Source organism: Salmonella sp. SSDFZ69 (assembly GCF_004010755.1).
Lineage (GTDB): Bacteria > Pseudomonadota > Gammaproteobacteria > Enterobacterales > Enterobacteriaceae > Salmonella > Salmonella enterica.
Genome location: NZ_CP034831.1, coordinates 1,218,363 through 1,243,771, shown reverse-complemented (window position 1 = coordinate 1,243,771; position 25,409 = coordinate 1,218,363). Strand labels below are relative to the sequence as shown.

The following is a 25,409-nucleotide window of genomic DNA, read 5'->3' as shown; positions in this document are numbered from 1 at the left end:
TTTGACTTAGCTCGTTAGGGCATCTTTTTATGCAGCAACCTGTTGTACGCATTGGAGAGTGGCTGGTTACACCTTCTGTTAATCAGATCAGTCGTCAGGGACGCCAGATTACTCTTGAACCACGGCTGATCGATCTTCTGATGTATTTTGCGCATCATCCGGATGAAGTGTTAAGCCGGGATAACATTATTGATCATGTCTGGATGCGCACCATCGTGACCAACCATGTTGTCACCCAAAGCATTTCTGAACTACGCAAATCATTAAGAGATGGCGGAGACAGCAATGCTGAATACATCGTTACCGTACCTAAACGCGGCTATAAGCTGACGGCGCCGGTTATCTGGTGCGAAGAAAATAGCGATGAGATCGATAATTCATCAACGTCGCCGCCGCCGATCGCAGCAACGAATGCAGAACCGACAGAGGGGGTTACTGCCGCTACGCCTGTGCCGCCCGCCTCTTTGCAAACGCCGACTAAAAAGGCGAAAAAGCCGCGTATCGCCGCTTTCTGGACGTGGGTGATGTTCCTGCTCTCGCTGGCGACGCTGGTGGTGTTTATCGTGATGTCGGTGGTAGATCATAATGCCGCGGTAACAAAAACGCGGTTATTACTTAACCCACGAGATATAGATGTTCGTTTTGAAGGCGGCAATTCCTGTAATAACTGGGTCTCGCAGGAGTCCTACGCCATCGGTCTGGGCGGCTTAATCACCGACCTGCTGAACACCTACTCGACCTTTATGGTGCACGATAAAACCAATTACCGGGTCAATGAGCCAAGCAGCTCCGGTAAGACGTTAACCATTCAGTTTGTCAATCAGCGCCACTATCGGGCGCAGCAGTGCTTTATGTCTGTTGTGCTCATTGATAACGCCGATGGTTCAACCATGCTGGATAAGCGTTATTTCGTCACCAATACTAACCAGTTGTCCATCCAGGATGATCTGTTTAATAGCCTGTCTTTCGTTTTAACACAGCCCTGGCCTAATCGTATGCGAGAACAACTGGCCCTGTTCAGAACGCCGCAAAATACCGCGCTGATGCGTTTTTATGAGGCGCGCCAGCTTATTCTGAGCGGCGATGCGCAGGCGCTAAGTAAAGCCAGCGATATTCTGAATGGCATTATTAAGGAAACGCCTGATTTCAACTATGCCTATGAATATAAAGTGCTGGTAGATGTATTACGGCAATCACAACAGCCGTTTGATAAAGAACAAGTGGCTGCGCTGAACGAAGAGTTTAAAAAAATAGATCAAATTCCGGGCGTTGAGAAAACGTCTGTTTATTATAAAATCAAGACCGTTGATCTTTTGGGCAAAGGTGATATCGATGCAGCGTATGAGGAAATCAATAAAAGCATCGAGCTTGAAATGTCGTGGTTTAACTATGTCCTGTTGGGGAAAGTTTACGAAATGAAAGGTGAGAATCGTCTGGCCGCTGATGCCTATCTGACCGCCTTTAATTTACGTCCAGGTGAAAACACGCTGTACTGGATCGAGAACGGCGTATTTCAGACATCCGTTCAGAAAATTGTCCCTTATCTGAATAGTTTTCTGGCAGAAGATTAAATTTAACGCTGAACCATGACAAATAAAAGCGAAAAGATATTAAATTTTTCGCTTTTATTTTGTGAAGAACATGTTGCTAAAAATAGCTTATGTTAATTTTAGCAACATGTTCATCGCAAAGAAATGTAAATATAACTCTTTGTAATTAAACGATGTTTATCCTTTCATGATATTTTCCATGATATTTATATGTTAATTCAAAAAAATCAATCTATCAGTTTTTTCATGTTTGTGTTTATTTCACTTTTTCTTTAGGACTTATCTCAACCCATTCGTTAATCTTGTCGACAGTTGAACGGGCACGCAGCATATATGAAGCATAAGCCCGGTTCTTAAAAATACAGCTCAGGAGAAATGAACATGAGTTCTGTCAAAAAGATCGGGCTATTTGCCTGTACTGGCGTCGTTGCCGGTAATATGATGGGGAGCGGGATTGCATTATTACCCGCCAACCTTGCCAGTATTGGTGGCATTGCCATCTGGGGCTGGGTAATTTCTATTATTGGGGCAATGTCGCTGGCTTATGTTTATGCGAGGCTGGCAACCAAAAACCCTCAACAGGGTGGCCCTATCGCTTATGCTGGGGAAATATCTCCGGCGTTTGGTTTCCAGACCGGCGTTCTTTATTATCACGCAAACTGGATTGGTAACTTAGCCATCGGTATTACCGCTGTTTCTTATCTTTCTACATTCTTCCCGGCATTAAATAATCCAATACCGGCAGGTATTGCCTGTATTGCTATCGTCTGGCTGTTCACCTTTATTAATATGCTGGGTGGGGCCTGGGTCAGCCGCTTGACAACGATTGGCCTATTCCTGGTGCTGATCCCGGTAGTCTTGACCGCAGTCGCCGGCTGGCATTGGTTCGATATCGCGACCTATCACGCGAACTGGAACACGTCCACGACGACCGACTCTCACGCCATTGTTAAAAGTATTCTGCTCTGCCTGTGGGCGTTCGTTGGCGTTGAGTCTGCCGCCGTCAGCACCGGCATGGTGAAAAACCCGAAACGCACCGTACCGCTGGCAACCATGCTGGGTACCGCGCTGGCAGGCATCATCTATATCGCCGCGACTCAGGTTATCGCCGGGATGTTCCCAGCTTCCGTTATGGCCTCTTCCGGCGCGCCGTTCGCTATCAGTACCTCCACGATTCTGGGTGGCTGGGCTGCGCCGCTGGTTTCCGCCTTTACCGCTTTCGCCTGCCTGACGTCTCTGGGCTCCTGGATGATGCTGGTCGGCCAGGCTGGGGTTCGCGCCGCCAACGACGGCAACTTCCCGAAAATTTACGGTGAAATGGATAAAAACGGTATTCCGAAAAAAGGTCTGCTGTTGGCTGCGGTGAAAATGACGGCGCTGATGATTCTGATCACCATCATGAACTCCAGCGGCGGTAAAGCGTCCGACCTGTTCGGCGAACTGACCGGGATTGCCGTACTGCTTACCATGCTGCCGTACTTCTACTCCTGTGTTGACCTGATTCGCTTCGAAGGGTTCAACATCCGTAACTCGGTAAGCCTGATTTGTTCTGTACTGGGCTGCGCATTTTGCTTCATCGCACTGATGGGCGCCAGCTCCTTCGAACTCTCCGGCACCTTTATCGTCAGTCTGATCATCCTGATGTTCTACGGTCGCAAAATGCACCAGCGCCAGAACAACGACAGCGACAACAATACGGCTGAAGCGCTTTAACCGCTAACTCCTTTTTCTCAAAGCCCCTTTCGTCACCTGCTATAGCGTAGCGGGAGGGGCCCACTTTACCAGGAACAAGACTATGAACGTTATTGCTATCATGAACCACATGGGCGTCTACTTTAAAGAAGAGCCTATTCGTGAACTGCATCGTGCACTGGAAGGTTTAAATTTCCGTATCGTCTATCCAAACGACCGAGAAGACCTGCTGAAGCTGATTGAAAATAACTCCCGCCTTTGCGGCGTCATTTTCGACTGGGATAAATATAACCTTGAGCTTTGCGAAGAGATTAGCAAGCTGAACGAGTATATGCCGCTGTACGCCTTCGCCAACAGCTACTCTACGCTGGACGTCAGCCTCAACGATCTGAGAATGCAGGTTCGCTTCTTTGAATATGCTTTAGGCGCCGCAGCCGATATCGCGGCGAAAATTCGCCAGAATACCGATGAATACATCGACAATATTCTGCCGCCGCTGACAAAAGCGTTGTTCAAATATGTGCGCGAAGGGAAATATACTTTCTGTACGCCTGGCCACATGGGCGGGACCGCTTTCCAGAAAAGCCCCGTCGGCAGCATCTTTTATGATTTCTTCGGCCCGAACACGATGAAATCCGATATTTCGATTTCCGTTTCCGAACTGGGTTCGCTGCTGGACCACTCCGGCCCGCATAAAGAAGCGGAAGAGTATATCGCCCGCGTCTTTAACGCCGAACGTAGCTACATGGTGACGAACGGCACCTCTACGGCGAACAAAATCGTCGGTATGTACTCCGCGCCGGCAGGCAGCACGGTACTGATTGACCGTAACTGCCATAAATCGCTGACCCATCTGATGATGATGAGCGACATTACGCCGATTTATTTCCGCCCAACCCGTAACGCCTACGGTATTCTTGGCGGTATTCCGCAAAGCGAGTTCCAGCACGCCACTATCGCTAAACGGGTAAAAGAGACGCCTAACGCAACCTGGCCGGTCCATGCTGTTATTACTAACTCAACCTATGACGGTCTGTTGTATAACACTGACTACATCAAGAAAACTCTGGATGTGAAGTCCATTCATTTTGACTCCGCCTGGGTGCCTTATACCAATTTCTCCCCTATTTATCAGGGTAAATGCGGTATGAGCGGCGACCGTGTAGAAGGCAAAATCATTTATGAAACCCAGTCCACGCATAAACTGCTGGCGGCGTTTTCACAGGCATCCATGATTCATGTTAAAGGCGACATTAACGAAGAAACCTTTAACGAAGCCTACATGATGCATACCACCACTTCTCCGCACTACGGTATCGTAGCGTCTACTGAAACCGCAGCGGCGATGATGAAAGGTAATGCGGGTAAACGCCTGATTAACGGCTCTATTGAACGTGCGATTAAATTCCGTAAAGAAATTAAACGCCTGAAAAGCGAATCTGACGGCTGGTTCTTTGACGTATGGCAGCCGGAACATATCGATGGAGCTGAGTGCTGGCCGCTGCGTTCAGATAGCGCATGGCATGGCTTCAAAAATATCGATAACGAACACATGTACCTCGACCCGATCAAAGTCACTATCCTGACGCCGGGGATGAAGAAAGACGGTACGATGGATGAGTTCGGTATTCCGGCAAGTCTGGTCGCCAAATATCTCGATGAACGCGGCATCATCGTAGAAAAAACCGGTCCATACAACCTGCTGTTCCTGTTCAGCATTGGTATCGACAAAACCAAAGCTCTGAGCCTGCTGCGCGCGCTCACTGAATTTAAACGCGCCTTTGACCTGAACCTGCGCGTCAAAAACATTCTGCCGGCACTGTATCGCGAAGCGCCTGAGTTTTATGAAAATATGCGCATCCAGGAACTGGCGCAGAATATTCATAAACTGGTCGAACATCATAATCTGCCGGACTTAATGTACCGTGCGTTCGAAGTGCTGCCGAAAATGGTGATGACGCCGTATACTGCGTTCCAGAAAGAGCTGCATGGCGAAACGGAAGAGGTGTATCTTGAAGAGATGGTTGGTCGCGTCAACGCCAACATGATCCTTCCTTACCCTCCGGGAGTGCCGCTGGTGATGCCTGGTGAAATGATCACCGAGGAAAGCCGTCCGGTACTGGAATTCCTGCAAATGCTGTGCGAAATCGGCGCCCACTATCCGGGCTTCGAAACCGATATCCACGGCGCCTATCGTCAGGCAGACGGACGTTACACCGTTAAGGTGCTGAAAGAAAATACGAAATAAGTACCAAAGGGAAGTGGCTTGCCACTTCCCTTTTTTCACGCAGCAAGGAGACTTTATGAAAACACCCTCACAACCGCGCGCGATTTTTTACATCGTGGCGATTCAAATTTGGGAATACTTCAGCTTTTACGGCATGCGTGCCTTACTCATCCTTTATCTTACCCACCAGCTTGGTTTTAATGACAGCCACGCGATCAACCTCTTCAGCGCCTACGCCTCTTTAGTTTACGTTACCCCTATTCTTGGCGGCTGGCTTGCCGACCGCCTGCTTGGCAACCGCGTGGCGGTTATCACCGGCGCCTTATTGATGACGCTGGGTCATGTGGTATTGGGCTTAGAATCTGATTCAACGCTGAGTTTATATGCGGCGCTGGCCATTATTATCTGCGGCTACGGCTTGTTTAAATCCAATATTAGCTGTCTGCTGGGCGAACTTTACGCCCCTGATGACAACCGCCGCGACGGGGGATTCTCGCTGCTCTACGCCGCCGGGAATATTGGATCGATAGCCGCGCCGATCGCCTGTGGTCTGGCGGCGCAGTGGTATGGCTGGCATGTCGGCTTTGCGCTGGCGGGCGTGGGAATGTTCATCGGCCTGCTCATCTTTTTAAGCGGTCATCGCCACTTTCAGCAGACGCGCGGTGTTAATCGCCCCGCGCTGCGGGCGGTTAAATTCGCCCTTCCAACCTGGGGTTGGCTGGTATTAATGCTGTGTATCGCGCCGGTATTCTTCACCCTCCTGCTGGAAAATAACTGGTCTGGCTATGTGCTGGCCATTGTCTGCGTCTTTGCGGCGCAACTTATCGCCCGTATTATGGTTAAATTTCCCGAACACCGTCGCGCCTTGTGGCAAATCGTTCTGTTAATGATCACCGGCACTCTCTTTTGGGTTCTGGCGCAGCAGGGCGGAAGTTCGATCAGTTTATTCATCGACCGTTTTGTCAACCGCCACTGGCTGAATATGACCGTCCCCACCGCATTGTTCCAGTCGGTCAATGCGATTGCGGTGATGGCGGCGGGCGTGGTGCTGGCGTGGCTGAGCAGCCCGAAAGAGAGCGCCCGCTCGGTGCTGCGCGTCTGGCTTAAATTTGCCGTGGGGCTGGTATTAATGGGCGGCGGTTTTATGCTGCTGGCGCTAAACGCGCATCAGGCCCGGTTAGACGGGCAGGCATCAATGGGAATGATGATTGCAGGGCTGGTGCTGATGGGCTTTGCGGAGCTGTTTATTGATCCGGTCGCGATGGCGCAAATTACCCGCCTCAATCTGCCTGGCGTCACGGGCGTACTAACCGGTATTTATATGCTGGCGACCGGCGCGGTCGCTAACTGGCTGGCTGGCGTCGTCGCGCAACAAACCACGGAATCGCAAATTAGTGATACGGCGGTAGCCGCCTACGGACACTTTTTCGCGCAAATGGGCGAGTGGACGCTAAGTTGCGTGGCGCTGATCGTCGCCATTGTCGGCCTGAGATGGGTTTGCACCCGGACTACATCGGCGCTACCGCAGGGCAATTAAACGGTGGTTCGCTGCCCACAAGGAGGAGACGGGCAGCGAATCGGCACATCAGATAGCCGCGTCGTCTTCTTCGCCAGTACGGATACGAATAACGCGGGCGACATCAAAGACAAAGATCTTACCGTCGCCGATTTTCCCCGTCTGCGCGGTACGAATGATGGTGTCAACACAGGTATCCACGATGTCGTCAGGCACAACGATTTCAATTTTTACCTTCGGCAGAAAATCCACCATATATTCCGCGCCGCGATACAGCTCGGTGTGGCCTTTTTGACGGCCAAAGCCTTTGACTTCGGTGACCGTCATGCCGGTAATACCTACCTCGGCCAGCGCTTCACGGACATCGTCCAGCTTGAAGGGTTTAATAATCGCATCAATCTTTTTCATGCTATTCCTTGAAAAGGTCGCCTGTGTTTTGATCGGTTAAACGTAACATATTTCGCGCTACTTTACGGCATGAAAACTACTCTTTGAAATCATTCGCATCCAGTTCGTGACGGGAGAGTAGCTTATAGAATTCCGTGCGGTTGCGCCCCGCCATCCTTGCCGCGTGCGTCACGTTACCTTTGGTAATTTGCAGTAACTTGCGCAGATAGTTCAGTTCAAATTGGTTTCGCGCTTCGGCAAAAGTTGGCAGCGCGGTGTTTTCGCCTTCCAGCGCCTGCTCGACCAACGCATCGCTGATCACCGGCGAAGAGGTTAACGCCACGCATTGTTCAATGACGTTGACCAGTTGGCGCACGTTGCCCGGCCAGCTTGCCGTCATCAGCCGTTTCATTGCATCAGTAGAAAAGGCGCGAACAAACGGTTTATGCCGCTGTGCCGACTGTCTGAGCAGATGATTAGCCAGCAGCGGAATATCTTCGGTACGCTCCGCCAGCGCCGGAATTTTCAGGCTCACGACATTCAGCCGGTAGTACAAATCTTCACGAAATTCGCCCCGCGCCATCGCCTTCGGCAGATCGCGGTGCGTCGCGGAAATAATTCGCACATCGATATCAATATCGCGATTGCTGCCCAGCGGCCTGACTTTGCGCTCCTGTAACACCCGCAGCAGCTTCACCTGTAACGGCGCGGGCATATCGCCAATTTCATCCAGAAACAGCGTGCCGCCTTCCGCCGCCTGGAACAACCCTTCACGATTGCTCACTGCGCCGGTAAAGGCGCCGCGCGCATGGCCGAATAATTCGGACTCCAGCAACTGTTCCGGCAACGCGCCGCAGTTGATGGCGACAAACGGCTTGTTACTGCGCGGGCTGGCATTATGAATCGCCTGTGCGAAAATCTCTTTTCCGGTGCCGCTTTGTCCGTTAATCAATACGCTGACATCCGACTGCGCGACCATGCGCGCCTGTTCAAGCAGTCGCAGCATCAGCGGGCTACGGGTAACGATAGCGTTGCGCCAGCTATCGTCCGTCGCGGGAGCGGACTGTTCCAGCGCTTCATCTATCGCTTTATATAACGCGTCTCTGTCGATCGGCTTCGTCAAAAAGCTGAATACGCCTTTCTGGGTAGCGGCCACCGCATCCGGAATGGAACCATGCGCCGTCAGAATGATAACCGGCATTCCCGGCTGTACTTTCTGAATTTCTGTGAACAGTTGCATACCATCCATTTCATCCATGCGCAGGTCGCTTATTACCAGATCCACTTTTTCCCGATGCAGTACCCGCAGTCCTTCCTGGCCGCTCTCTGCGGTCACTACACTGTATCCTTCACTGGTCAGGCGCATACCGAGCAATTTCAGTAATCCGGGATCGTCATCGACCAGCAGCAGGTGCGCCGGTTTACGGCTTATCATGGCGTTACCTCATCTTGTGACGGCGACGGCGCCGCGCCATCTTCAGACGTCGCGGGTTTGTCATTCGTATGCGGCGTATCGGCGTTGTAATTCCCTGCCGGTTTTCGTGTCGAAAGCTGGCGCTCAATATCGGTTAAACTCTCCAGCTTACGGGTGGTAAGATCGAGCTGCGTTTGCAAGGCCTGTTGCTGCTGACGCAGCGCATCCAGCTCACTATCTGACGTTTGCTGGAGTTTGCTATAACGCTGACGTTCGGCAGAAAGTGCTAATTGCAGCGCCTGACCGTCATGCCAGATTTGGTAGACGGGCCGTACCTGAGCCGGTATTTGCGCGCTTAACGCCTCCAGACGGGTCACGATGGCGCGCCGCTCCGGCGGCGTAATTTTTGCATCCGCCAGTAAAATCCCGCGCCTGAAGGCATTTTGCCAGTTATCATCCGTCAACGCGCGCGCCTCTGCGCGCGACTGAACCGGCATCAGACGATCGGCGCAGTCAATCGTGCGTAGCCAGTACAGCGGATTCGTCTCTACCGCCTGCCCGCGTAGCGACCAGATATCCGCGCACGCCGTCGGGAGATAATCCGCCAGTTGATAATGGGGGAGCGTGTCCTGCGCTGCGCTACCGGGCAGTTGCTGTGAAGCATGGGGAACACATGCGGTCAGCGCCAGACACGATATGCCCACCGGTATTCCCCACCGCAAAAGGCATCGTTTAATAGTTTGGACGAAAACGTGTGACATACGCACCAGGCTTAAATTCATATTAGTGTTTGTCAGATGCAGGCAATGGCAGCGAGATGCGAAAACAGACTTCCTGCGCGTTGTCATCCACCAGTTGGATCTCTCCCTGCATTCGACGAATACAATCTCTGGCGATACTCAGCCCTAACCCACTGCCTTTTACCGCCCCTTTTCGCTGGTGGCTTCCCTGGAAAAAAGGCTCAAAAATCATTTCTCTTTCGGTTTGCGGAATCGGTTCGCCGCTATTAACCACATCGATATAAACCGTGGAGCCCTGAGAGCGACTACGGATACAAATGTTACCGGATTCAGCGCCATAGTGCACCGCGTTGGAATAGAGATTATCCAGCACGCTCATCAGCAACATGGGCTCTGCTATGCAGCGTTCGGCCTCCAGGTCGACATCGGTATGCATCATTTTAGCGCGGGCAGGCAAACTGTGGGCGGAAACCACCATATCCACAAGCGGCGCGATATCGACCGCTTCCAGCTCTGTGGCACTGTCTACCAGTTTCCGGTTGTAATCAAGCAATTGCTCAATCAATTTTTGTAAATTACGACTGCTGTCATCCAGAATATCGACCACCTCTTTTTGCTCCAGCGTCAGCGGCCCAACCACCTGATCGGCCAGCAGCTCTGTCCCCTCGCGCATACTGGCCAGCGGGGTTTTCAGCTCATGGGACAGGTGACGTAGAAACTGATGGCGCTGGGATTCCAGCCACGCCAGACGCTCACTCAGCCAGATAATGCGCTGCCCCACCGATCGTAATTCACGCGGACCGGTAAAGGTGACGGTATTCCCCAAAGAACGGCCTTCGCCCAGGCGATTAATCATCCGTTCAATTCCTTTCACCGGCCCGATAATCATGCGGGTAAAAAGTAGCACCATCGCCAGGCTCACCAGAAATAGCACCAGCGCCTGCCAGCCGAAAAATTGTCCGCGCTCGGCGATTTCTTGTTGTAACTGCTGCCCGCGCGAGTAAACCACAGTACGCGTCGCCTGCACCATTTCCGTATTCGCGTTGGCAAAGGCCTCCAGGCGCGCGGCCGCTGCCGCTTCCGGGCCGCTATCTTTACACTGCAATTGCGCCAGCGCGTTTAAATCCTGGCGTAACGCCTGATACAACTTATCATCCGGCAAGACGCCGGCATGGGCGTCCAGCATATCGCTATAGCGCTTACGCTGGCTTTGATACACTTTTGCCAGCGTCGGATCGTCAAGCACGCAATACTGTCGGTAGCTTCGCTCCATCTCCAGCGCGACGTTGGTCATCGCCTCGCTGCGTCGGGCGTCAATAAGCGTGCTGCGGTTAGTCACCGCAGCCTGATCGCTTAACGCGTTAAGGCTTTGCCACGCCTGCCAGGCCAGAACCAGCAACGGCAGCAGGATCAGCAAAAAGGCCAGCATGACCAATTGTCGTAAAGAACGGGGGAAAACAGACCAGCGCTTCAACGTGTCGCTCACATAAAAGAAGAATAAAAAAGATGCTAACCGAGGGAAGCGCCAGATACAACAAAGCCGGGCTAAACCCGGCTTTGTTATGGAATAAGGCGGTGCCTAACTCGACGTTTCGCCCGGAGGTTGATAAAGCTACGCTATTATCAGAAGTTGGACGGCAGGCACCTTGTTGTGCGTCATTCGAAGTTTATGTAGCGCGTCCCTAAGGGGCTGACATAAGAAGGTGAATGAGCCACTGGTTACCATTATGCAGTAATTGTGCCAACATTCAAAAGACTTTGTTAACACAATGATAGATATGAAAAATATCGTTATTCATGCTAAAAATGGCTCTGTCTGTTTTTTGCCCTTTCTGTCGCCAATCAGCAACACCTGCAACACCTAAAAATAAAACAATTTAAAATCAAATAGTTAAATGTCTCTTTTTGGCGACAACCTATCCCCCACTCATGTCGGGATTTCCCGACACTTTAATCTTGCGGCATAAGCACTAGTTTATTGCCGGATGGCGGCGTAAACGCCTTGTCCGGCCTACCGCTTGACGTTCAAGACGGTAGCTTCAACCGCGCTTCCCCGTGGGCCTGATAAGCGCCGTCTACAAAAAAGCCCCTCGTGAAGAGGGGCTTAATGGCTATCGGGCTAATTAACCAAGCTGCTTACGCGCATTACGGAAGATACGCATCCACGGGCTATCTTCGCCCCAATTTTCCGGGTGCCAGGAGTTGGCGACGGTGCGGAATACGCGTTCCGGATGCGGCATCATAATCGTCACCCGACCGTTTTCGGTCGTCACCGCCGTGATGCCGTTCGGCGAACCGTTCGGGTTAGCCGGATAGGTTTCGGTCACCTTACCAAAGTTATCAACGTAGCGCAGAGCGACCAGGCCTTTGCTCTCAAGCGCGGCAAGATGCGCATCGTCACGCACCTCAACGCGCCCTTCCCCATGGGAAACCGCAATCGGCATCTGTGAGCCTACCATTCCTTGCAGCAGCAGCGATGGGCTTTGCGTCACTTCCACCAGGCTGAAGCGGGCTTCGAAGCGGTCAGAATGGTTACGTACAAAACGAGGCCACAGTTCGCTGCCCGGGATCAGCTCGCGCAGATTCGACATCATCTGGCAACCGTTGCACACGCCCAGCGCCAGCGTCTGCGGACGATGGAAGAAGGTTTCGAATTCGTCGCGCACCCGATGGTTAAACAGAATGGATTTCGCCCAGCCTTCGCCCGCCCCCAGCACGTCGCCGTAGGAAAAGCCGCCGCAAGCCACCAGCGCATGGAAATTGCCCAGACCGATACGACCGCCCAGCAGGTCGCTCATATGGACGTCAATCGCGTCAAAGCCCGCACGATGGAACGCCGCCGCCATCTCCACGTGAGAGTTCACCCCCTGCTCGCGCAGTACAGCGACTTTCGGTCGTGCGCCTGTCGCAATGTACGGCGCGGCGATATCTTCATTAATATCAAACGACAGCTTCACGTTGAGGCCCGGATCGGCATCATTCGCTTTCGCCTCGTGTTCCTGGTCAGCACATTGCGGATTGTCGCGCAGACGCTGCATCTGCCAGGTGGTTTCCGCCCACCAGACACGCAGCGTAGTGCGGCTTTCGCTGAATACCGTCTGGTCATTAGCGGTAATCACAAAGCGATCGCCAGCCAGGGCCTGACCAAGGTAGTGGACGCAGTCAGCAAGGCCGTACTGCGCCAACAGCGCTTCGACCGCGTCTCTGTCTTCAGCGCGTACCTGAATCACGCCGCCCAGCTCCTCGTTGAACAGTGCGGCCAGATGGTCATCGCCCAGCGCGGCGATATCGACCTGCACGCCGCAGTGGCCGGCAAAGGCCATCTCGGCCAGCGTCACCAGCAGACCGCCGTCGGAACGGTCGTGCCAGGCCAGTAATTTACGCGCAGCGACCAGCGCCTGCATGACGTCATAGAAGCCTTTCAGTTGCGCGACGTCACGCACGTCCGCGGGTTTGTCGCCAAGCTGACGATAGACCTGCGCCAGCGCCGTTGCGCCCAGCGCGTTGTGGCCCTTGCCAAGATCGATCAGCAGCAAGGCGTTATCTTCCGTTGACAGCTGCGGCGTAAGGGTGTGACGCACGTCTTCCACGCGGGCAAACGCGGAAATCACCAGCGACAGCGGCGAGGTCATTTCGCGCTGTTCGTTACCTTCCTGCCAGCGGGTTTTCATCGACATCGAATCTTTGCCCACCGGAATCGTCAGGCCAAGCTGCGGACAGAGTTCCTCTCCCACCGCTTTAACCGCGTCATACAAACCGGCATCTTCGCCAGGATGACCGGCTGCCGCCATCCAGTTAGCAGAAAGCTTAATGCGCTTGATATCGCCAATCTGCGTCGCGGCAATGTTAGTCAACGCTTCACCGACGGCCAGACGGGCGGAAGCGGCAAAGTCCAGCAGCGCCACCGGCGCGCGCTCGCCAATCGACATCGCTTCGCCGTAGTAGCTGTCGAGGCTGGCGGTAGTGACCGCACAGTCAGCCACCGGAACCTGCCACGGGCCAACCATCTGGTCACGCGCCACCATACCGGTGACGGTACGGTCGCCAATAGTGACAAGGAAGGTTTTTTCCGCCACGGTCGGCAGATGCAGAACACGATTTACCGCGTCGGCAATCGTGATATCCGCGCGGTTCAGCGCATCGCCTTTCGCCTTCAATGTTTGCACATCGCGGGTCATTTTCGGCGTTTTGCCCAGCAGGACATCCAGCGGTAGATCGATCGGCTGATTGTCGAAATGGTTATCATGCAACGAGAGATGCTGTTCTTCGGTAGCGTCGCCAATGACCGCATACGGCGCGCGTTCGCGCTTACACAGTTCGTCGAACAGCGGCAACTGGTCAGCCGCGACCGCCAGCACATAGCGCTCCTGGGATTCGTTACACCAGATTTCCAGCGGGCTCATGCCCGGCTCGTCGCTAAGAATGTCGCGCAGTTCGAATTTCCCGCCGCGCCCGCCGTCGCTCACCAGCTCCGGCATGGCGTTGGAGAGACCGCCCGCGCCCACATCATGGATAAACAAGATTGGGTTAGCGTCACCCAACTGCCAGCAGCGGTCGATCACTTCCTGGCAGCGGCGTTCCATTTCCGGGTTATCGCGCTGAACAGAGGCAAAATCGAGATCCGCATCAGACTGGCCGGAAGCCATTGACGATGCCGCGCCGCCGCCGAGGCCGATATTCATCGCCGGGCCGCCAAGGACGATCAGCTTCGCGCCCACGACGATCTCGCCTTTCTGCACGTGATCGGCGCGAATATTACCGATCCCGCCCGCCAGCATGATCGGCTTATGGTAGCCGCGCAGCTCTTCGCCGTTGTGGCTGTTCACTTTCTCTTCGTAGGTACGGAAGTAACCGGTCAGCGCCGGGCGACCAAATTCGTTGTTAAACGCCGCGCCGCCCAGCGGGCCTTCGGTCATGATATCCAGCGCGGTGACAATACGTTCCGGCTTGCCAAAATCCTCTTCCCACGGCTGTTCAAAGCCCGGAATACGCAGGTTGGAAACGGAGAAGCCCACCAGCCCGGCTTTTGGTTTCGCGCCACGCCCGGTGGCGCCTTCATCACGAATTTCGCCGCCGGAACCGGTTGCCGCCCCCGGCCACGGAGAGATGGCGGTTGGGTGGTTATGCGTTTCGACCTTCATCAGAATGTGCGCGGGCTCCTGATGAAAATCGTAACGGCCAGTATTGTGATCGGCGAAGTAGCGCCCCACCGCAGATCCTTCCATCACCGCGGCATTGTCTTTATAGGCAGAGAGCACATAGTCCGGCGTGGTTTCGAAGGTGTTTTTAATCATTTTAAACAGCGACTTCGGCTGCGGTTTACCGTCGATAATCCAGTCGGCATTAAAAATCTTGTGGCGGCAGTGCTCGGAGTTCGCCTGGGCGAACATGTACAATTCGATATCGTTCGGGTTGCGTCCCAGTTTGGTAAACGCCTCCTGCAAATAGTCGATTTCATCTTCCGCCAGCGCCAGACCAAGACGCAGGTTGGCGTCAATTAACGCCTGACGGCCTTCTCCCAGCAGATCGACACTGGAAACCGGCGCAGGCTGATGGTGGATAAACAGTTTTTCCGCATCGGTTAAAGAAGAGAACACCGTCTCCATCATACGGTCGTGCAGCTCTGCGGCCACTTGTCGCCACTGTTCCGCCGTCAACGTCGAAGCCTCGATATAGTACGCTACGCCACGCTCCAGACGATCAACCTGTTGCAGGCCGCAGTTGTGGGCGATATCCGTTGCTTTTGAAGACCAGGGGGAGATGGTACCAGGACGCGGTGTGACCAACAGGAGTTTACCCGCCGGCGTATGGCTGCTAAGCGCCGGGCCGTATTGCAGCAGACGGGTAAGCTGCGCCTGCTCGCTATCATTTAACGGGGCGTTCAGGTCAGCAAAATGGACATACTCAGCGTATATATTGTGGACCTGGAGGTTGGCAGCCTGAAAGCGCGCCAGCAGTTTATTGATACGGAATGCAGACAGTGCAGGCGAACCACGCAGAATTTCCATCATAAGTCTCTCGTCTTCTAAGCTTCGGTGTGCGCAAGGGGGGAAACGGCCGTCATTATAAAGAATCTGACGCGTCGACGAAACCGTTTGCGTAGAAATAAAATCACCGCTTTTTCTTGTCATACGGTGCGGCTATCGTTGCGAATAAGTTGCCAACTGGCGCATTGTTACGCAAAATGCCGCTCATTAATGACTTATCTATTGCAGCAAAACATCTTTTTCAGCCCGAGGCAACGCACGATCCAGAGAATTAACTAATTGAAAAAATTAAAGATTAATTATCTGTTCATCGGCATATTGACGCTGCTGCTGGCAGCAGCCCTTTGGCCCTCAATCCCCTGGTTCGGTAAAACCGAAAACCATATCGCCGCGATTCAAGCCCGGGGGGTACTGCGCGTCAGTACGATCGACTCGCCATTAACCTATTCCGTTATCAACGGTAAAAAATATGGTCTGGACTATGAACTGGCGCAGCAGTTCGCCAACTATCTCGGCGTGAAGCTGAAAGTGACGGTGCGCCAGAATATCAGCCAGTTGTTTGACGATCTGGATAACGGCAATGCCGACCTGCTCGCGGCTGGGCTGGTCTACGACAGCGCACGCGTTAAAAACTATCAGCCCGGCCCCATGTATTATTCAGTTTCGCAACAGCTCGTCTACCGGGTCGGACAATATCGCCCACGTTCGCTGGCGACCGTTAACGAGAATCAGCTTACCATTGCGCCAGGGCACGTCGTGGTCAATGATTTACAGCGTTTAAAAGAGACAAAGTTTCCCGACCTGAGCTGGAAAGTGGATGATAAAAAAGGCTCGACGACGCTGCTGGAAGAGGTCATCAGCGGCAAACTGGATTACACCATTGCCGATTCAGTGGCGATCAGTCTGTTTCAGCGCGTCCATCCCGAACTGGCCGTGGCGCTGGACGTCACGGATGAACAGCCCGTGACCTGGTTTAGCCGACTGGACGACGATAGTACGCTCTCCGCCGCGCTGCTCGATTTTTTCAATTCGATCAATGAAGACGGTTCTCTGGCGCGGATCGAAGAGAAATATCTGGGACATGGCGATGATTTCGACTACGTTGATACCCGCTCTTTCCTGCGAGCGGTGGATAACGTCCTGCCGGAGCTGGAACCGTTATTTAAAAAATATGCCAAAGAGATAGACTGGCGCCTGCTGGCGGCGATTTCTTATCAGGAATCACACTGGGACCCGCTGGCGACCTCGCCAACCGGCGTGCGCGGCCTGATGATGCTGACTAAAAATACCGCCCAAAGTCTGGGGCTGACCGACCGTACCGATGCGGAGCAAAGCATCAGCGGCGGCGCTCGCTATCTTGAAGATATGATGGCTAAAGTTCCCGAAACCGTTCCGGAAGACGAGCGTATCTGGTTTGCCTTAGCCGCCTACAATATGGGTTATGCGCACATGCTCGATGCCAGATCGCTGACGGTAAAAACCAAAGGCAATCCGGATAGCTGGACCGATGTGAAGCAGCGTTTGCCTCTGTTAAGCCAAAAACCGTATTACAGTAAGCTAACCTACGGTTACGCGCGTGGACATGAGGCTTATGCTTATGTGGAAAATATCCGTAAATACCAGATAAGTTTAGTGGGGTATTTGCAGGAAAAAGAAAAGCAGGAAGCGGAAGCCATGAAACTGGCGCAGGATTACCCGGCGGTGTCGCCGGAGGAGCTGAATAAAGCGCCCTTTCCCCTCCTGTCGTTTTTATCGCAGTCATCAGGCTACCTGACGCATTCGCCGTCTTTACTGTTTACGCCGCAGAAGAAAGAAGAAAAATAGCGCGGTGGTCTTATCGGATGGCGACGCGTAACCTCTTATCCGGCATTGCGCTATACTGTCGGCCCCGCGCCTTGCGCACGGTCGGCTTTCTTCAGGGCTTTAATTTCCTGACGACGCATACGGAAAAAATCACTGAGCAGCGTCGCACATTCATCGCGCAGCACCCCTTCAATAATGTCGACCCGGTGATTCATTCCCGGATGGTGCAGCACATCAATTAGCGATCCGGCCGCGCCGGTTTTTGCATCGCGCGCGCCAAAGACAACGCGTCCAATGCGGCTATGCACCATAGCGCCTGCGCACATCACACAGGGTTCCAGCGTAACATACAGCGTGGTATCCAGTAACCGGTAATTCTGCAATACCAGACCGCCCTGACGCAGCGCCATTATTTCAGCATGCGCAGTAGGATCGTGGCGGCCAATGGGTCGGTTCCAGCCTTCGCCAATGACACGATGGTTATGCACCAATACCGCGCCAACCGGAACCTCGCGTTCGTCCCAGGCGCGTTTCGCCAGCGTCAGCGCGTGGCGCATCCAGTATTCGTGATCTAATTCGACATCAGACAAAGAGGTAACTCCGGTAATGAAAGCGGGCGGCATTATACACAGACGCTATGCGTTTCACTATTCGAGCTGCTGCAACTCGCCGTGCGGCGTCACCCGCCAGCGATGCTGGCAAAAATAAAGCAGCGGGTTATCCTGTTTGCTGTCGCTGTAGCCGCTATAAAGACGCAGCGGCGTACCGATTTTACGTTCCAGTTGCGCGACTTTTTCATGGCCCAGACAGCGCACGGTTAATACCCAGCCGCCATACCGTCGCGCCATCTGGCTGGCGATGAGGTTAACGCGCGGCAGCCACGGCGTATCAAAATAGACTTGCTCTACCAATGATTGCGGAGAACCGGTAATAAGCCAGATATCCGCGTCAGAGCTCAATAGATAGGTGGTCAGACGCTCCTGTACAACCGGAAACGCCGTGACGTTAGCGCGAAACCAACGGACAAAATCCGCCTGATGCGCCTGCAAACGCGTTTCGCTATGGCCAAAAGTACAGCCCCACAATAACAGACTCATCGGCCAGCGGGCCGCACGCCCTTTTACCAGTAAACCGATACCGATAATGGGCAACAACGGCAGTACGAGCAGCGCATTTAGCGGCTGACGGCGCAGCAAATAACGCAGAAAACTGCCGAACATATCCTGTTGATGTAACGTTCCATCCAAATCAAAAAAGACGACACGACGCTCGTGGCTGACCAAACCTTACTCCTCTGGATCATTGAACCCCAGCAGCCAAGTAAAAATAAACCCGGCAATTACCGCTATTAAATAGCCTAACAGATAGAACAGGACTTTTCCGGCAACAATTGTTAATGCCAGCGGCAAACCGGAAATACCAAAGGTAATTACCGTCGCCACTTTCCAGTAGCTGATCAACGCCCCGCCTACCGCGCCGCCGAGGCAAGCGCCAATAAATGGCTTACCCAATGGCAGCGTGACGCCAAAAATCAGCGGCTCGCCAATCCCCAGCAGTCCGACCGGAAGCGCGCCTTTAATCACCTTTTTGAGCCGCACATTGCGGGTTTTCATCAGTACGGCAATGGCCGCGCCTATCTGACCAACGCCCGCCATCGCCAGGATGGGAAACAGCGCGTTATAGCCGTGCGCTTGCACCAGCTCCACATGAATAGGCACCAGCCCCTGATGCAGCCCGGTCAGTACCAACGGCAGGAAGGTTCCGGCTAACACCGCGCCCACCAGAAAACCGCCGCGATCGATAGCCCAGGACGCGCCGTGAGCGATAGCGTCTGAAATCCAGCCGCCAAGCGGTTGCAGAGCGACAATCGCTACCGCGCCGGTGATAACAGTCGTCAATAAAGGGTTAAGAATTAACTCCAGCGACCCCGGCAGCAGCTTACGGAACTGGCGCTCAATCCAGCACATTAACGCCACCACCAGCAGGACGGCGATAACGCCGCCCCGTCCCGGCTGAAGCGCCTCGCCAAAGAGCGTAATCTGCGCCAGTTGCGGGCTGGAAAGGATCCCCGCCATCACGCCGCCTAACGCCTGCGATCCGCCAAAGACTTTCGCGGTATTGACGCCAACCAGAATGTTCATGATAGCGAATACCGCGCTACCAAATATCCCCATCAGGCCCAGCAGGTTAGGATAATGGACGGCAACATCGCCGACGATATCCGGACGTTTAAGAATGTTGATAATGCCGGTAATCAAGCCGGATGCGATAAAGGCAGGGATAAGCGGAATAAAAACATTCGCCAGCTTACGCAACGCATCGCTCATCGGCGCTTTATACTTCGCTTTCGCCTCGGATTTGGTACGCGCCATAGCGTCATCCGGCTTTACACCACCTGCGGCAATCTGCACGCGCATCGCATCAACCACCTGCGCAGCCTTCCCCGGCCCAACGATCAGCTGATGTTGCTCCCCTTGCTTTACGTATCCACTGACGCCAGGCAACGCTTTTAAGCGCGGAATATCCAGTTGGCTGTCGTCCTGTACCTCCACCCTGACTCGCGTCATACAGTTTTCCAGGCGCAGAATATTTTGCTCTCCGCCGATACCACGTAAAATGTCGCTGGCGAGCGCTGCCGTCTTATCCATACACACCTCTTTAGTGTTCTAACGCCGCCCTTAAAAAGCCCTGATGAGCGGCGAGTTTTTCCCTGGCGGCTGCAGCATCCAGCCCCGTAAGCGCCATCAAAATGGCGGGCTTAACCTCAAAATCGGTCTGTTTCAGCAACGTTTCCGCCTCTTCACGACCTATCCCGGTCGCTTCAACGACCATCCGACACGCGCGATCGACCAGTTTGACGTTGGTGGCTTTCATATCCACCATCAGGTTTTGATAGACCTTGCCGAACTTCACCATCGCGCCGGTAGAAATCATATTGAGCACCATTTTCTGCGCGGTGCCGGATTTCAGCCGCGTGGAGCCGGTAAGCGCTTCCGGCCCGACAACGGGCGAAATGGCGATATTAGCCTCCCGCGCAATAGGCGAATCTGGATTACAGGAGACGGCAACAGTGGTACAACCGGACTGTCGCGCATAGCGCAGGCCACCAATCACATAGGGTGTACGACCCGACGCCGCGAGCCCCACGACCAGATCCTGTTCTTGCAGATTTAGCGCGACAAGATCGTCTTCGCCTGCCTGTTGGCTGTCTTCCGCGCCTTCGACCGCTTTCAGCAACGCGCCCGGCCCGCCGGCAATCAGCCCGACGACCAGACCGTGCGGAACGCCAAACGTCGGGGGGCATTCTGAGGCATCCAGAACGCCAAGCCGACCACTGGTGCCCGCGCCCATATAGATGATACGTCCGCCAGACTTCAGCGCCGCCGCAGCGGCATCCACCGCACGCGCAACGTCAGGCAGAGTGGCTTTTACCGCTTCCGCTACCCGCGTATCCTGTTCATTAAAACGCTTAACTAATTCAGGAGTAGGCAACGCATCCAGATCCATCGTTTGCGGGTTACGGGTTTCAGACACTAAGGTACCAAGATTCATTTTTGTCCCTCTGGAATTTTTAATTCATAATAAGCGTCCATGATGGAATAGAATATTCCCCCAGGCGAGTGAAATTTCGTTTTGTCGTCGCCATCACGTTTCGCAGGAGCTGCCCATGAACTGTTTGATTCGTATTCGCCAGCGTTATCCGGATCTCGCGCAAAGCGACAGGAAACTGGCGGATTATCTGCTCGCGCAACCGGATACGGCGCGGCATCTGAGCTCGCAGCAACTGGCGGCTGAAGCGGGCGTCAGCCAATCCAGCGTAGTCAAGTTCGCGCAAAAACTGGGGTTTAAAGGGTTTCCGGCGTTGAAACTGGCTCTCAGCGAAGCGTTGGCCAGCAATCCTAATCCGCATTCCGTTCCCGTTCATAACCAGATTCGCGGCGACGATCCGATGCGCCTGGTCGGGGAAAAATTAATTAAAGAGAATGTGGCGGCGATGCACGCCACGCTGGACGTTAACAGTGAAGAAAAGCTGTTAGAAAGCGTCACGATGCTGCGCCACGCCCGCCGTATTGTGATCACCGGGATTGGCGCCTCTGGGCTGGTGGCGCAAAATTTTGCCTGGAAGCTACTGAAGATTGGCATTAACGCGGTGGTTGAGCGCGATATGCACGCCCTGCTGGCGACGGTGCAGGCGCTGGCGCCGGAGGATCTGCTGCTGGCGATCTCTTATTCCGGGGAACGGCGCGAGCTGAACCTGGCGGCGGACGAAACATTACGCGCAGGCGCGAAAATCCTGGCCATTACCGGTTTTTCTCCCAACGCCTTGCAGCAGCGCGCCACCCGCTGTCTGTATACGATTGCCGAAGAGCAAGCGACGCGTAGCGCCGCTATCTCCTCGACACATGCGCAAATGATGTTGACCGACTTACTGTTTATGGCGCTGGTACAACAGGATTTAGAGCGGGCGCCGGAGCGTATTCGCCATAGCGAGGCGCTGGTAAAAAAACTGGTTTGAAAATGGCTCTTCCGCCTCATGCAGAAGAGCCATCAAGTTTATTGCGTTTCTTTAGCGTGAATCAATTGCGTCAGGAGTTTGTTAACCGGTACGGCAATATTGTTCTGAGCGCCGATTCGCGCAATCGCACCATTTAAATAGTCGATTTCAGTCAGTCGGCCTTTATGTAAATCCTGATGCATAGAAGGATAGTGGTGGCCGCTCTCACGCGGATCGAACACTTTCTTCACCGTATTCATCACCATTTGCTCAGTCAACGGAATATTCTGGCTGGCAGCAACCAATACAAACTCATCAACTACCGCTTGCGCTAAATCTAAAGCACCAGGCCGCTGACCAAATCCGCCGACATTACAATCCAGTAGCGCGCAATAGGTGTTCATTACGCTATTAAAGGCTGCTTTCTTCCAGATCGATAATAATACGTCAGGGCTTATTTCAGCATTCAATCCAGCGCTATTAAGGGTGGCAATGACCTTAGCCTCTTGAGCCGAATCCTGGCTGGCTATCGGCTGCAGTTCAATCGTTCCGGTACCGGTGGCCATAATATGCCCAGCCCCCTCCAGTTCGCTGGACCATAACGTCACACCCGCATAGATTTTCTGCCGATCGACATATTTCTCCAGGGTTTCGATATTTCCCAGGCCGTTAGATAAAATCATCACGACCTTCGCGGCTGGCAGCAGCGGCTTAATACGCTGTAACATGCTATCCAACTGCATGGCTTTGGTAAACAGAATAACCAGCTCAAACTCCCCCTGGGATTCATCAGCCAACATAGCAGGGATGGGGTAATACTTCTGAGTCATTTCCGTTTCGACAAACAACCCCTTGCTACGAATAGCGTCGACATGCTCCTGCCAACCATCGATAAGCGTCACGTCGTGCCCGGCCTCCAGCAGCATATAGCCAAAACGACATCCCATAGCGCCTGCACCTGCGATTGCAATTTTCATTTTTATTTCCTTATTATCTGATTAATGAATTTTGGCTAAAACCGTTGCGACATATTTTTTCGTTATCAGGGTCAACACGACTCCAATAAGCAATAGCACCGTTGTCAAAATAAATACTGTATTGTAGCTTCCGGTATATTTTGCAATAGCGGACGTGACGTAAGGAGCAATAACCGCACCGACGGCAAAACCAAAATACATAAAGCCGTAGTTTAGTCCCTGGTTACGCATACCAAAATTCTGGCTGGTCAAGCCAGGGAAGATAACTAATATACCGGCATAAGCAAAGCCCACGCCCAGAGCGCTGAAATAGAATACCGAAGTATTACCGTTGAAGAACAACAGCAGCAGCATACAGACGCAGGTAAAAAGATAAACAATAACCAGCGTATTATAGCCGCCTAATTTATCGGTTAACCCTCCCCAGAACAGGCGACCGATCGAGTTAAATATCGAGACCAGGCTAACGACTAATGCACCGGACAGTAAACCGTACTGCGTCATACCAATTTGCGCAGAACTTGAGCTAATTACCATCCCAGAGAACACGCCCAGCGCCAGAATCATAAACAGCAGCCAGAAGCGCAGATCTTTCAGCATGTGCCGATAGTCTTTATCCAGTGGCGAGGCTTTAATTCCTCCGCTATCTTTTGCTGGCGCGCTACGAATAAAGAACTGGACGATAAAAATAACCACCAGATAAACAATACCCAGATATAACAACGCCCGACTAACATCGTGAGTTTGCGCCATAAAATATTCGGCCAGGCGGGTGCAAAGTAGCGTCCCGACGCCAACACCCGCCAGTACGATACCGCTGGCCAGACCGCGACGGTCGGGGAAAAATTTCAGAATATTATTAAGATTACCCGTAAAAGCCAGGCCCGATCCCAACCCGGCAATGACGCCGTAGGTTAAAAACAGCATGGGCAAATTATCCACAAACCCGGACAAGATAAAACCTAAAGAAAACAGGATACCGCCGATAACTATCGCCTGCTTTCCTTTACCATTGTCGATCATTCTCCCGCCCCAAATCATCGGTAAAGGAATGATCCCCATGTTGATAGAGAATGCTAACGCCAGCGTAGCCGGATCCCAGTGATATTGCGCCATGAGTGGTGTTTTGAAATAGCTAAATGCGTAGACGCCCCCGAGCACAAAATTGATGCACACGTGAGCGGCAAGCATTCCCCAGCGGTTGATTGATGCCGACATAATTTTCCCTTTTTAAAATGCACTGATCACAGTTTAAAAAAAGCAAAATAGGCAAACAATTTGGTATTTTTTATAATCGTTATAACAAAACCCAATCGATTGGCATTAAATTTTAATGAATATCAAACAACTACACTCCTTCCTGATATTGTGTGATGAATTACATTATGGTCGGGCAGCCAGTCGCCTGTTTATCACTCAGCCATCATTAAGTCAGCAAATCAAACAACTTGAGTCATCACTTAAAACAATATTATTTAAGCGAAAAGGCAGAGGAATTAAATTAACAAAAGCAGGCATTATTTTGCAACGACACGCTAACAAAATAATGCTGGATTTAAAAAATGCCGAAAATGAACTTCTTCCCTATCAGGATCAACAGCGCGATACTATTTCAATCGGGGTGTCAGGCAGCTACCTGGTCCTGCCCGCTTTTCGCAACTTTATGGCGCACCATCCGGAAATATCTTTAAATGTTAAAGAGTTCTCAACTGAGCAAACCATTAAAAAGCTGACGGATAGCGCCGTTGATATTGGCATTGTTTATCGAACAGCGCTCCCTGCCCAGCTAAGCTCTACCATGCTGTTTGAAGATGAAATTATCGCTGCAATCCCACTTTCTCATCCTCTGGCGACACGCGAACGTCTGCATCTAAAAGATTTAAACGACCAGCCCATTATCGTGCTTAATGACTCTCTGCTATTAAGAGGGATCATCACCACAGAATTTAATAACCGCAAAGTCGTTCCTAACGTCATCTGCGAACTGGATAACCACTACTCATGCCTTGAGTATGCCGAAGCGCAGATTGGCATCGCATTTATTACCCGCTCGCTAACCCATTTATCGACACCCAAAAATGTTCGCCTGGTTTCACTGGGCATCCCCGCATTCTTTATTCCTGTCATGCTGGTGCACAGTAATGACCTTTCACTGGATAACGCAACCATCTGCCTGCTCAAGCAGATCAAAAATTTTTACACTGTAGATAACAAATCAGCGCCAGAAAAGAGCTGGCCCGAGCAGAAAATAGGCGTATAATGCCCGCCCGATTTATGTTGTTTCTGAGAATTTCCTGATGGCGCTGTTAATCACCAAAAAATGCATCAACTGCGATATGTGCGAGCCGGAGTGCCCGAATGAGGCGATTTCAATGGGCGACAGCATTTATGAGATTAACAGCGACAAATGCACCGAGTGTGTAGGCCATTACGAAACGCCGACCTGTCAGAAAGTCTGTCCGATCCCCAATACGATTTTGCAGGATCCCGCCCATGTCGAAACCGAAGAACAGTTGTGGGATAAGTTTGTTCTGATGCATCACGCAGATAAACTGTAAGCGGGTTAACGCACTTCCAACGCAACAATGCCTGATGGCGCTATGCTTATCAGGCCGACAATA

At 52.7% G+C, this 25,409-nt stretch carries 20 protein-coding genes; 9 read left to right on the top strand and 11 right to left on the bottom strand.

Going from position 1 to position 25,409, the window contains the following annotated elements; all coding sequences use genetic code 11:
* The first annotated feature begins 29 nt into the window (after positions 1-29).
* The 4 genes from cadC to EOS98_RS06145 all read left to right on the top strand — a co-directional run bounded on the left by cadC (position 30) and on the right by EOS98_RS06145 (position 7,006).
* Positions 30-1,571 (top strand): lysine decarboxylation/transport transcriptional activator CadC, encoded by a 1,542-nt coding sequence (gene cadC / locus EOS98_RS06160; RefSeq protein WP_001727744.1) that lies wholly within the window; start codon positions 30-32, stop codon positions 1,569-1,571.
* Between the two features lie 360 nt (positions 1,572-1,931).
* The gene (cadB, locus tag EOS98_RS06155) at positions 1,932-3,263 is read left to right on the top strand and encodes a cadaverine/lysine antiporter (protein ID WP_000100008.1); all 1,332 of its coding nucleotides are present in this window, start codon (positions 1,932-1,934) and stop codon (positions 3,261-3,263) included.
* Between the two features lie 82 nt (positions 3,264-3,345).
* On the top strand, positions 3,346-5,490 hold the full coding sequence (gene cadA / locus EOS98_RS06150; protein ID WP_001100652.1) for a lysine decarboxylase CadA: 2,145 nt from the start codon (positions 3,346-3,348) through the stop codon (positions 5,488-5,490).
* Positions 5,491-5,545: 55 nt separating this feature from the next.
* Complete coding sequence (locus EOS98_RS06145; protein ID WP_127821151.1) at positions 5,546-7,006, top strand: oligopeptide:H+ symporter; 1,461 nt, start codon at positions 5,546-5,548, stop codon at positions 7,004-7,006.
* Positions 7,007-7,054: 48 nt separating this feature from the next.
* On the opposite strand, the gene glnB is transcribed toward EOS98_RS06145, so the two are convergent.
* From glnB to purL, 5 genes are all read right to left on the bottom strand, one after another.
* Entirely contained in the window at positions 7,055-7,393 is a 339-nt protein-coding gene (glnB, locus tag EOS98_RS06140; RefSeq protein WP_000717694.1) for a nitrogen regulatory protein P-II, read from the bottom strand.
* Between the two features lie 76 nt (positions 7,394-7,469).
* Entirely contained in the window at positions 7,470-8,804 is a 1,335-nt protein-coding gene (glrR, locus tag EOS98_RS06135; protein WP_024131115.1) for a two-component system response regulator GlrR, read from the bottom strand.
* Entirely contained in the window at positions 8,804-9,568 is a 765-nt protein-coding gene (qseG, locus tag EOS98_RS06130; protein WP_001054239.1) for a two-component system QseEF-associated lipoprotein QseG, read from the bottom strand. The genes glrR and qseG overlap by 1 nt, the downstream gene beginning before the upstream one ends.
* A 1-nt stretch (position 9,569) precedes the next feature.
* Complete coding sequence (gene qseE, locus EOS98_RS06125; RefSeq protein WP_126523911.1) at positions 9,570-11,000, bottom strand: two component system sensor histidine kinase QseE/GlrK; 1,431 nt, start codon at positions 10,998-11,000, stop codon at positions 9,570-9,572.
* 649 nt (positions 11,001-11,649) lie between these two features.
* Complete coding sequence (purL, locus tag EOS98_RS06120) at positions 11,650-15,537, bottom strand: phosphoribosylformylglycinamidine synthase (protein ID WP_127821150.1); 3,888 nt, start codon at positions 15,535-15,537, stop codon at positions 11,650-11,652.
* A gap of 24 nt (positions 15,538-15,561) precedes the next feature.
* Here purL and EOS98_RS06115 point away from each other — a divergent pair, with 24 nt between their 5' ends.
* Positions 15,562-15,792, top strand: coding sequence for a hypothetical protein (locus EOS98_RS06115; RefSeq protein ID WP_001667158.1), 231 nt, complete (start codon positions 15,562-15,564; stop codon positions 15,790-15,792).
* On the top strand, positions 15,793-17,337 hold the full coding sequence (gene mltF / locus EOS98_RS06110) for a membrane-bound lytic murein transglycosylase MltF (protein WP_127821149.1): 1,545 nt from the start codon (positions 15,793-15,795) through the stop codon (positions 17,335-17,337).
* Positions 17,338-17,387: 50 nt separating this feature from the next.
* Here the strand turns inward: mltF and tadA are convergent, their stop codons facing one another.
* From tadA to murQ, 4 genes are read right to left on the bottom strand one after another with little or no spacing between them, the layout of a single operon-like run.
* Positions 17,388-17,939, bottom strand: coding sequence for a tRNA adenosine(34) deaminase TadA (tadA, locus tag EOS98_RS06105; RefSeq protein ID WP_001134565.1), 552 nt, complete (start codon positions 17,937-17,939; stop codon positions 17,388-17,390).
* Positions 17,940-17,963: 24 nt separating this feature from the next.
* Entirely contained in the window at positions 17,964-18,599 is a 636-nt protein-coding gene (gene yfhb, locus EOS98_RS06100) for a phosphatidylglycerophosphatase C (RefSeq protein WP_000253558.1), read from the bottom strand.
* Positions 18,600-18,602: 3 nt separating this feature from the next.
* Entirely contained in the window at positions 18,603-19,964 is a 1,362-nt protein-coding gene (locus EOS98_RS06095; protein WP_001630389.1) for a PTS transporter subunit EIIC, read from the bottom strand.
* A 10-nt stretch (positions 19,965-19,974) separates the two neighbouring features.
* Complete coding sequence (gene murQ, locus EOS98_RS06090) at positions 19,975-20,868, bottom strand: N-acetylmuramic acid 6-phosphate etherase (protein ID WP_001048535.1); 894 nt, start codon at positions 20,866-20,868, stop codon at positions 19,975-19,977.
* 115 nt (positions 20,869-20,983) lie between these two features.
* Here murQ and EOS98_RS06085 point away from each other — a divergent pair, with 115 nt between their 5' ends.
* Positions 20,984-21,832 (top strand): MurR/RpiR family transcriptional regulator, encoded by an 849-nt coding sequence (locus EOS98_RS06085; protein WP_000995703.1) that lies wholly within the window; start codon positions 20,984-20,986, stop codon positions 21,830-21,832.
* Between the two features lie 38 nt (positions 21,833-21,870).
* On the opposite strand, the gene EOS98_RS06080 is transcribed toward EOS98_RS06085, so the two are convergent.
* Together EOS98_RS06080 and EOS98_RS06075 are read right to left on the bottom strand one after the other, a co-directional pair.
* The gene (locus EOS98_RS06080) at positions 21,871-22,788 is read right to left on the bottom strand and encodes an oxidoreductase (protein WP_126523910.1); all 918 of its coding nucleotides are present in this window, start codon (positions 22,786-22,788) and stop codon (positions 21,871-21,873) included.
* A gap of 21 nt (positions 22,789-22,809) precedes the next feature.
* A complete protein-coding gene (locus tag EOS98_RS06075; RefSeq protein WP_001276365.1) occupies positions 22,810-24,006 on the bottom strand; it encodes an OFA family MFS transporter in 1,197 nt (398 codons plus the stop codon).
* A 115-nt stretch (positions 24,007-24,121) separates the two neighbouring features.
* Here EOS98_RS06075 and EOS98_RS06070 point away from each other — a divergent pair, with 115 nt between their 5' ends.
* Both EOS98_RS06070 and EOS98_RS06065 read left to right on the top strand, forming a co-directional pair.
* Positions 24,122-25,048, top strand: coding sequence for a LysR family transcriptional regulator (locus tag EOS98_RS06070; RefSeq protein WP_001022463.1), 927 nt, complete (start codon positions 24,122-24,124; stop codon positions 25,046-25,048).
* Between the two features lie 37 nt (positions 25,049-25,085).
* On the top strand, positions 25,086-25,346 hold the full coding sequence (locus tag EOS98_RS06065; RefSeq protein WP_001196291.1) for a YfhL family 4Fe-4S dicluster ferredoxin: 261 nt from the start codon (positions 25,086-25,088) through the stop codon (positions 25,344-25,346).
* Positions 25,347-25,409: the final 63 nt, after the last annotated feature.

Coding starts and splice junctions, on each gene's coding strand:
- cadC (WP_001727744.1), top strand. CDS start 30: ATGCAGCAACCTGTTGTACGCATTGGAGAGTGGCTGGTTACACCTTCT.
- cadB (WP_000100008.1), top strand. CDS start 1,932: ATGAGTTCTGTCAAAAAGATCGGGCTATTTGCCTGTACTGGCGTCGTT.
- cadA (WP_001100652.1), top strand. CDS start 3,346: ATGAACGTTATTGCTATCATGAACCACATGGGCGTCTACTTTAAAGAA.
- EOS98_RS06145 (WP_127821151.1), top strand. CDS start 5,546: ATGAAAACACCCTCACAACCGCGCGCGATTTTTTACATCGTGGCGATT.
- glnB (WP_000717694.1), bottom strand. CDS start 7,393: ATGAAAAAGATTGATGCGATTATTAAACCCTTCAAGCTGGACGATGTC.
- qseG (WP_001054239.1), bottom strand. CDS start 9,568: ATGAATTTAAGCCTGGTGCGTATGTCACACGTTTTCGTCCAAACTATT.
- purL (WP_127821150.1), bottom strand. CDS start 15,537: ATGATGGAAATTCTGCGTGGTTCGCCTGCACTGTCTGCATTCCGTATC.
- tadA (WP_001134565.1), bottom strand. CDS start 17,939: ATGCCGCCCGCTTTCATTACCGGAGTTACCTCTTTGTCTGATGTCGAA.
- EOS98_RS06095 (WP_001630389.1), bottom strand. CDS start 19,964: ATGGATAAGACGGCAGCGCTCGCCAGCGACATTTTACGTGGTATCGGC.
- murQ (WP_001048535.1), bottom strand. CDS start 20,868: ATGAATCTTGGTACCTTAGTGTCTGAAACCCGTAACCCGCAAACGATG.
- EOS98_RS06085 (WP_000995703.1), top strand. CDS start 20,984: ATGAACTGTTTGATTCGTATTCGCCAGCGTTATCCGGATCTCGCGCAA.
- EOS98_RS06080 (WP_126523910.1), bottom strand. CDS start 22,788: ATGAAAATTGCAATCGCAGGTGCAGGCGCTATGGGATGTCGTTTTGGC.
- EOS98_RS06075 (WP_001276365.1), bottom strand. CDS start 24,006: ATGTCGGCATCAATCAACCGCTGGGGAATGCTTGCCGCTCACGTGTGC.
- EOS98_RS06070 (WP_001022463.1), top strand. CDS start 24,122: ATGAATATCAAACAACTACACTCCTTCCTGATATTGTGTGATGAATTA.
- EOS98_RS06065 (WP_001196291.1), top strand. CDS start 25,086: ATGGCGCTGTTAATCACCAAAAAATGCATCAACTGCGATATGTGCGAG.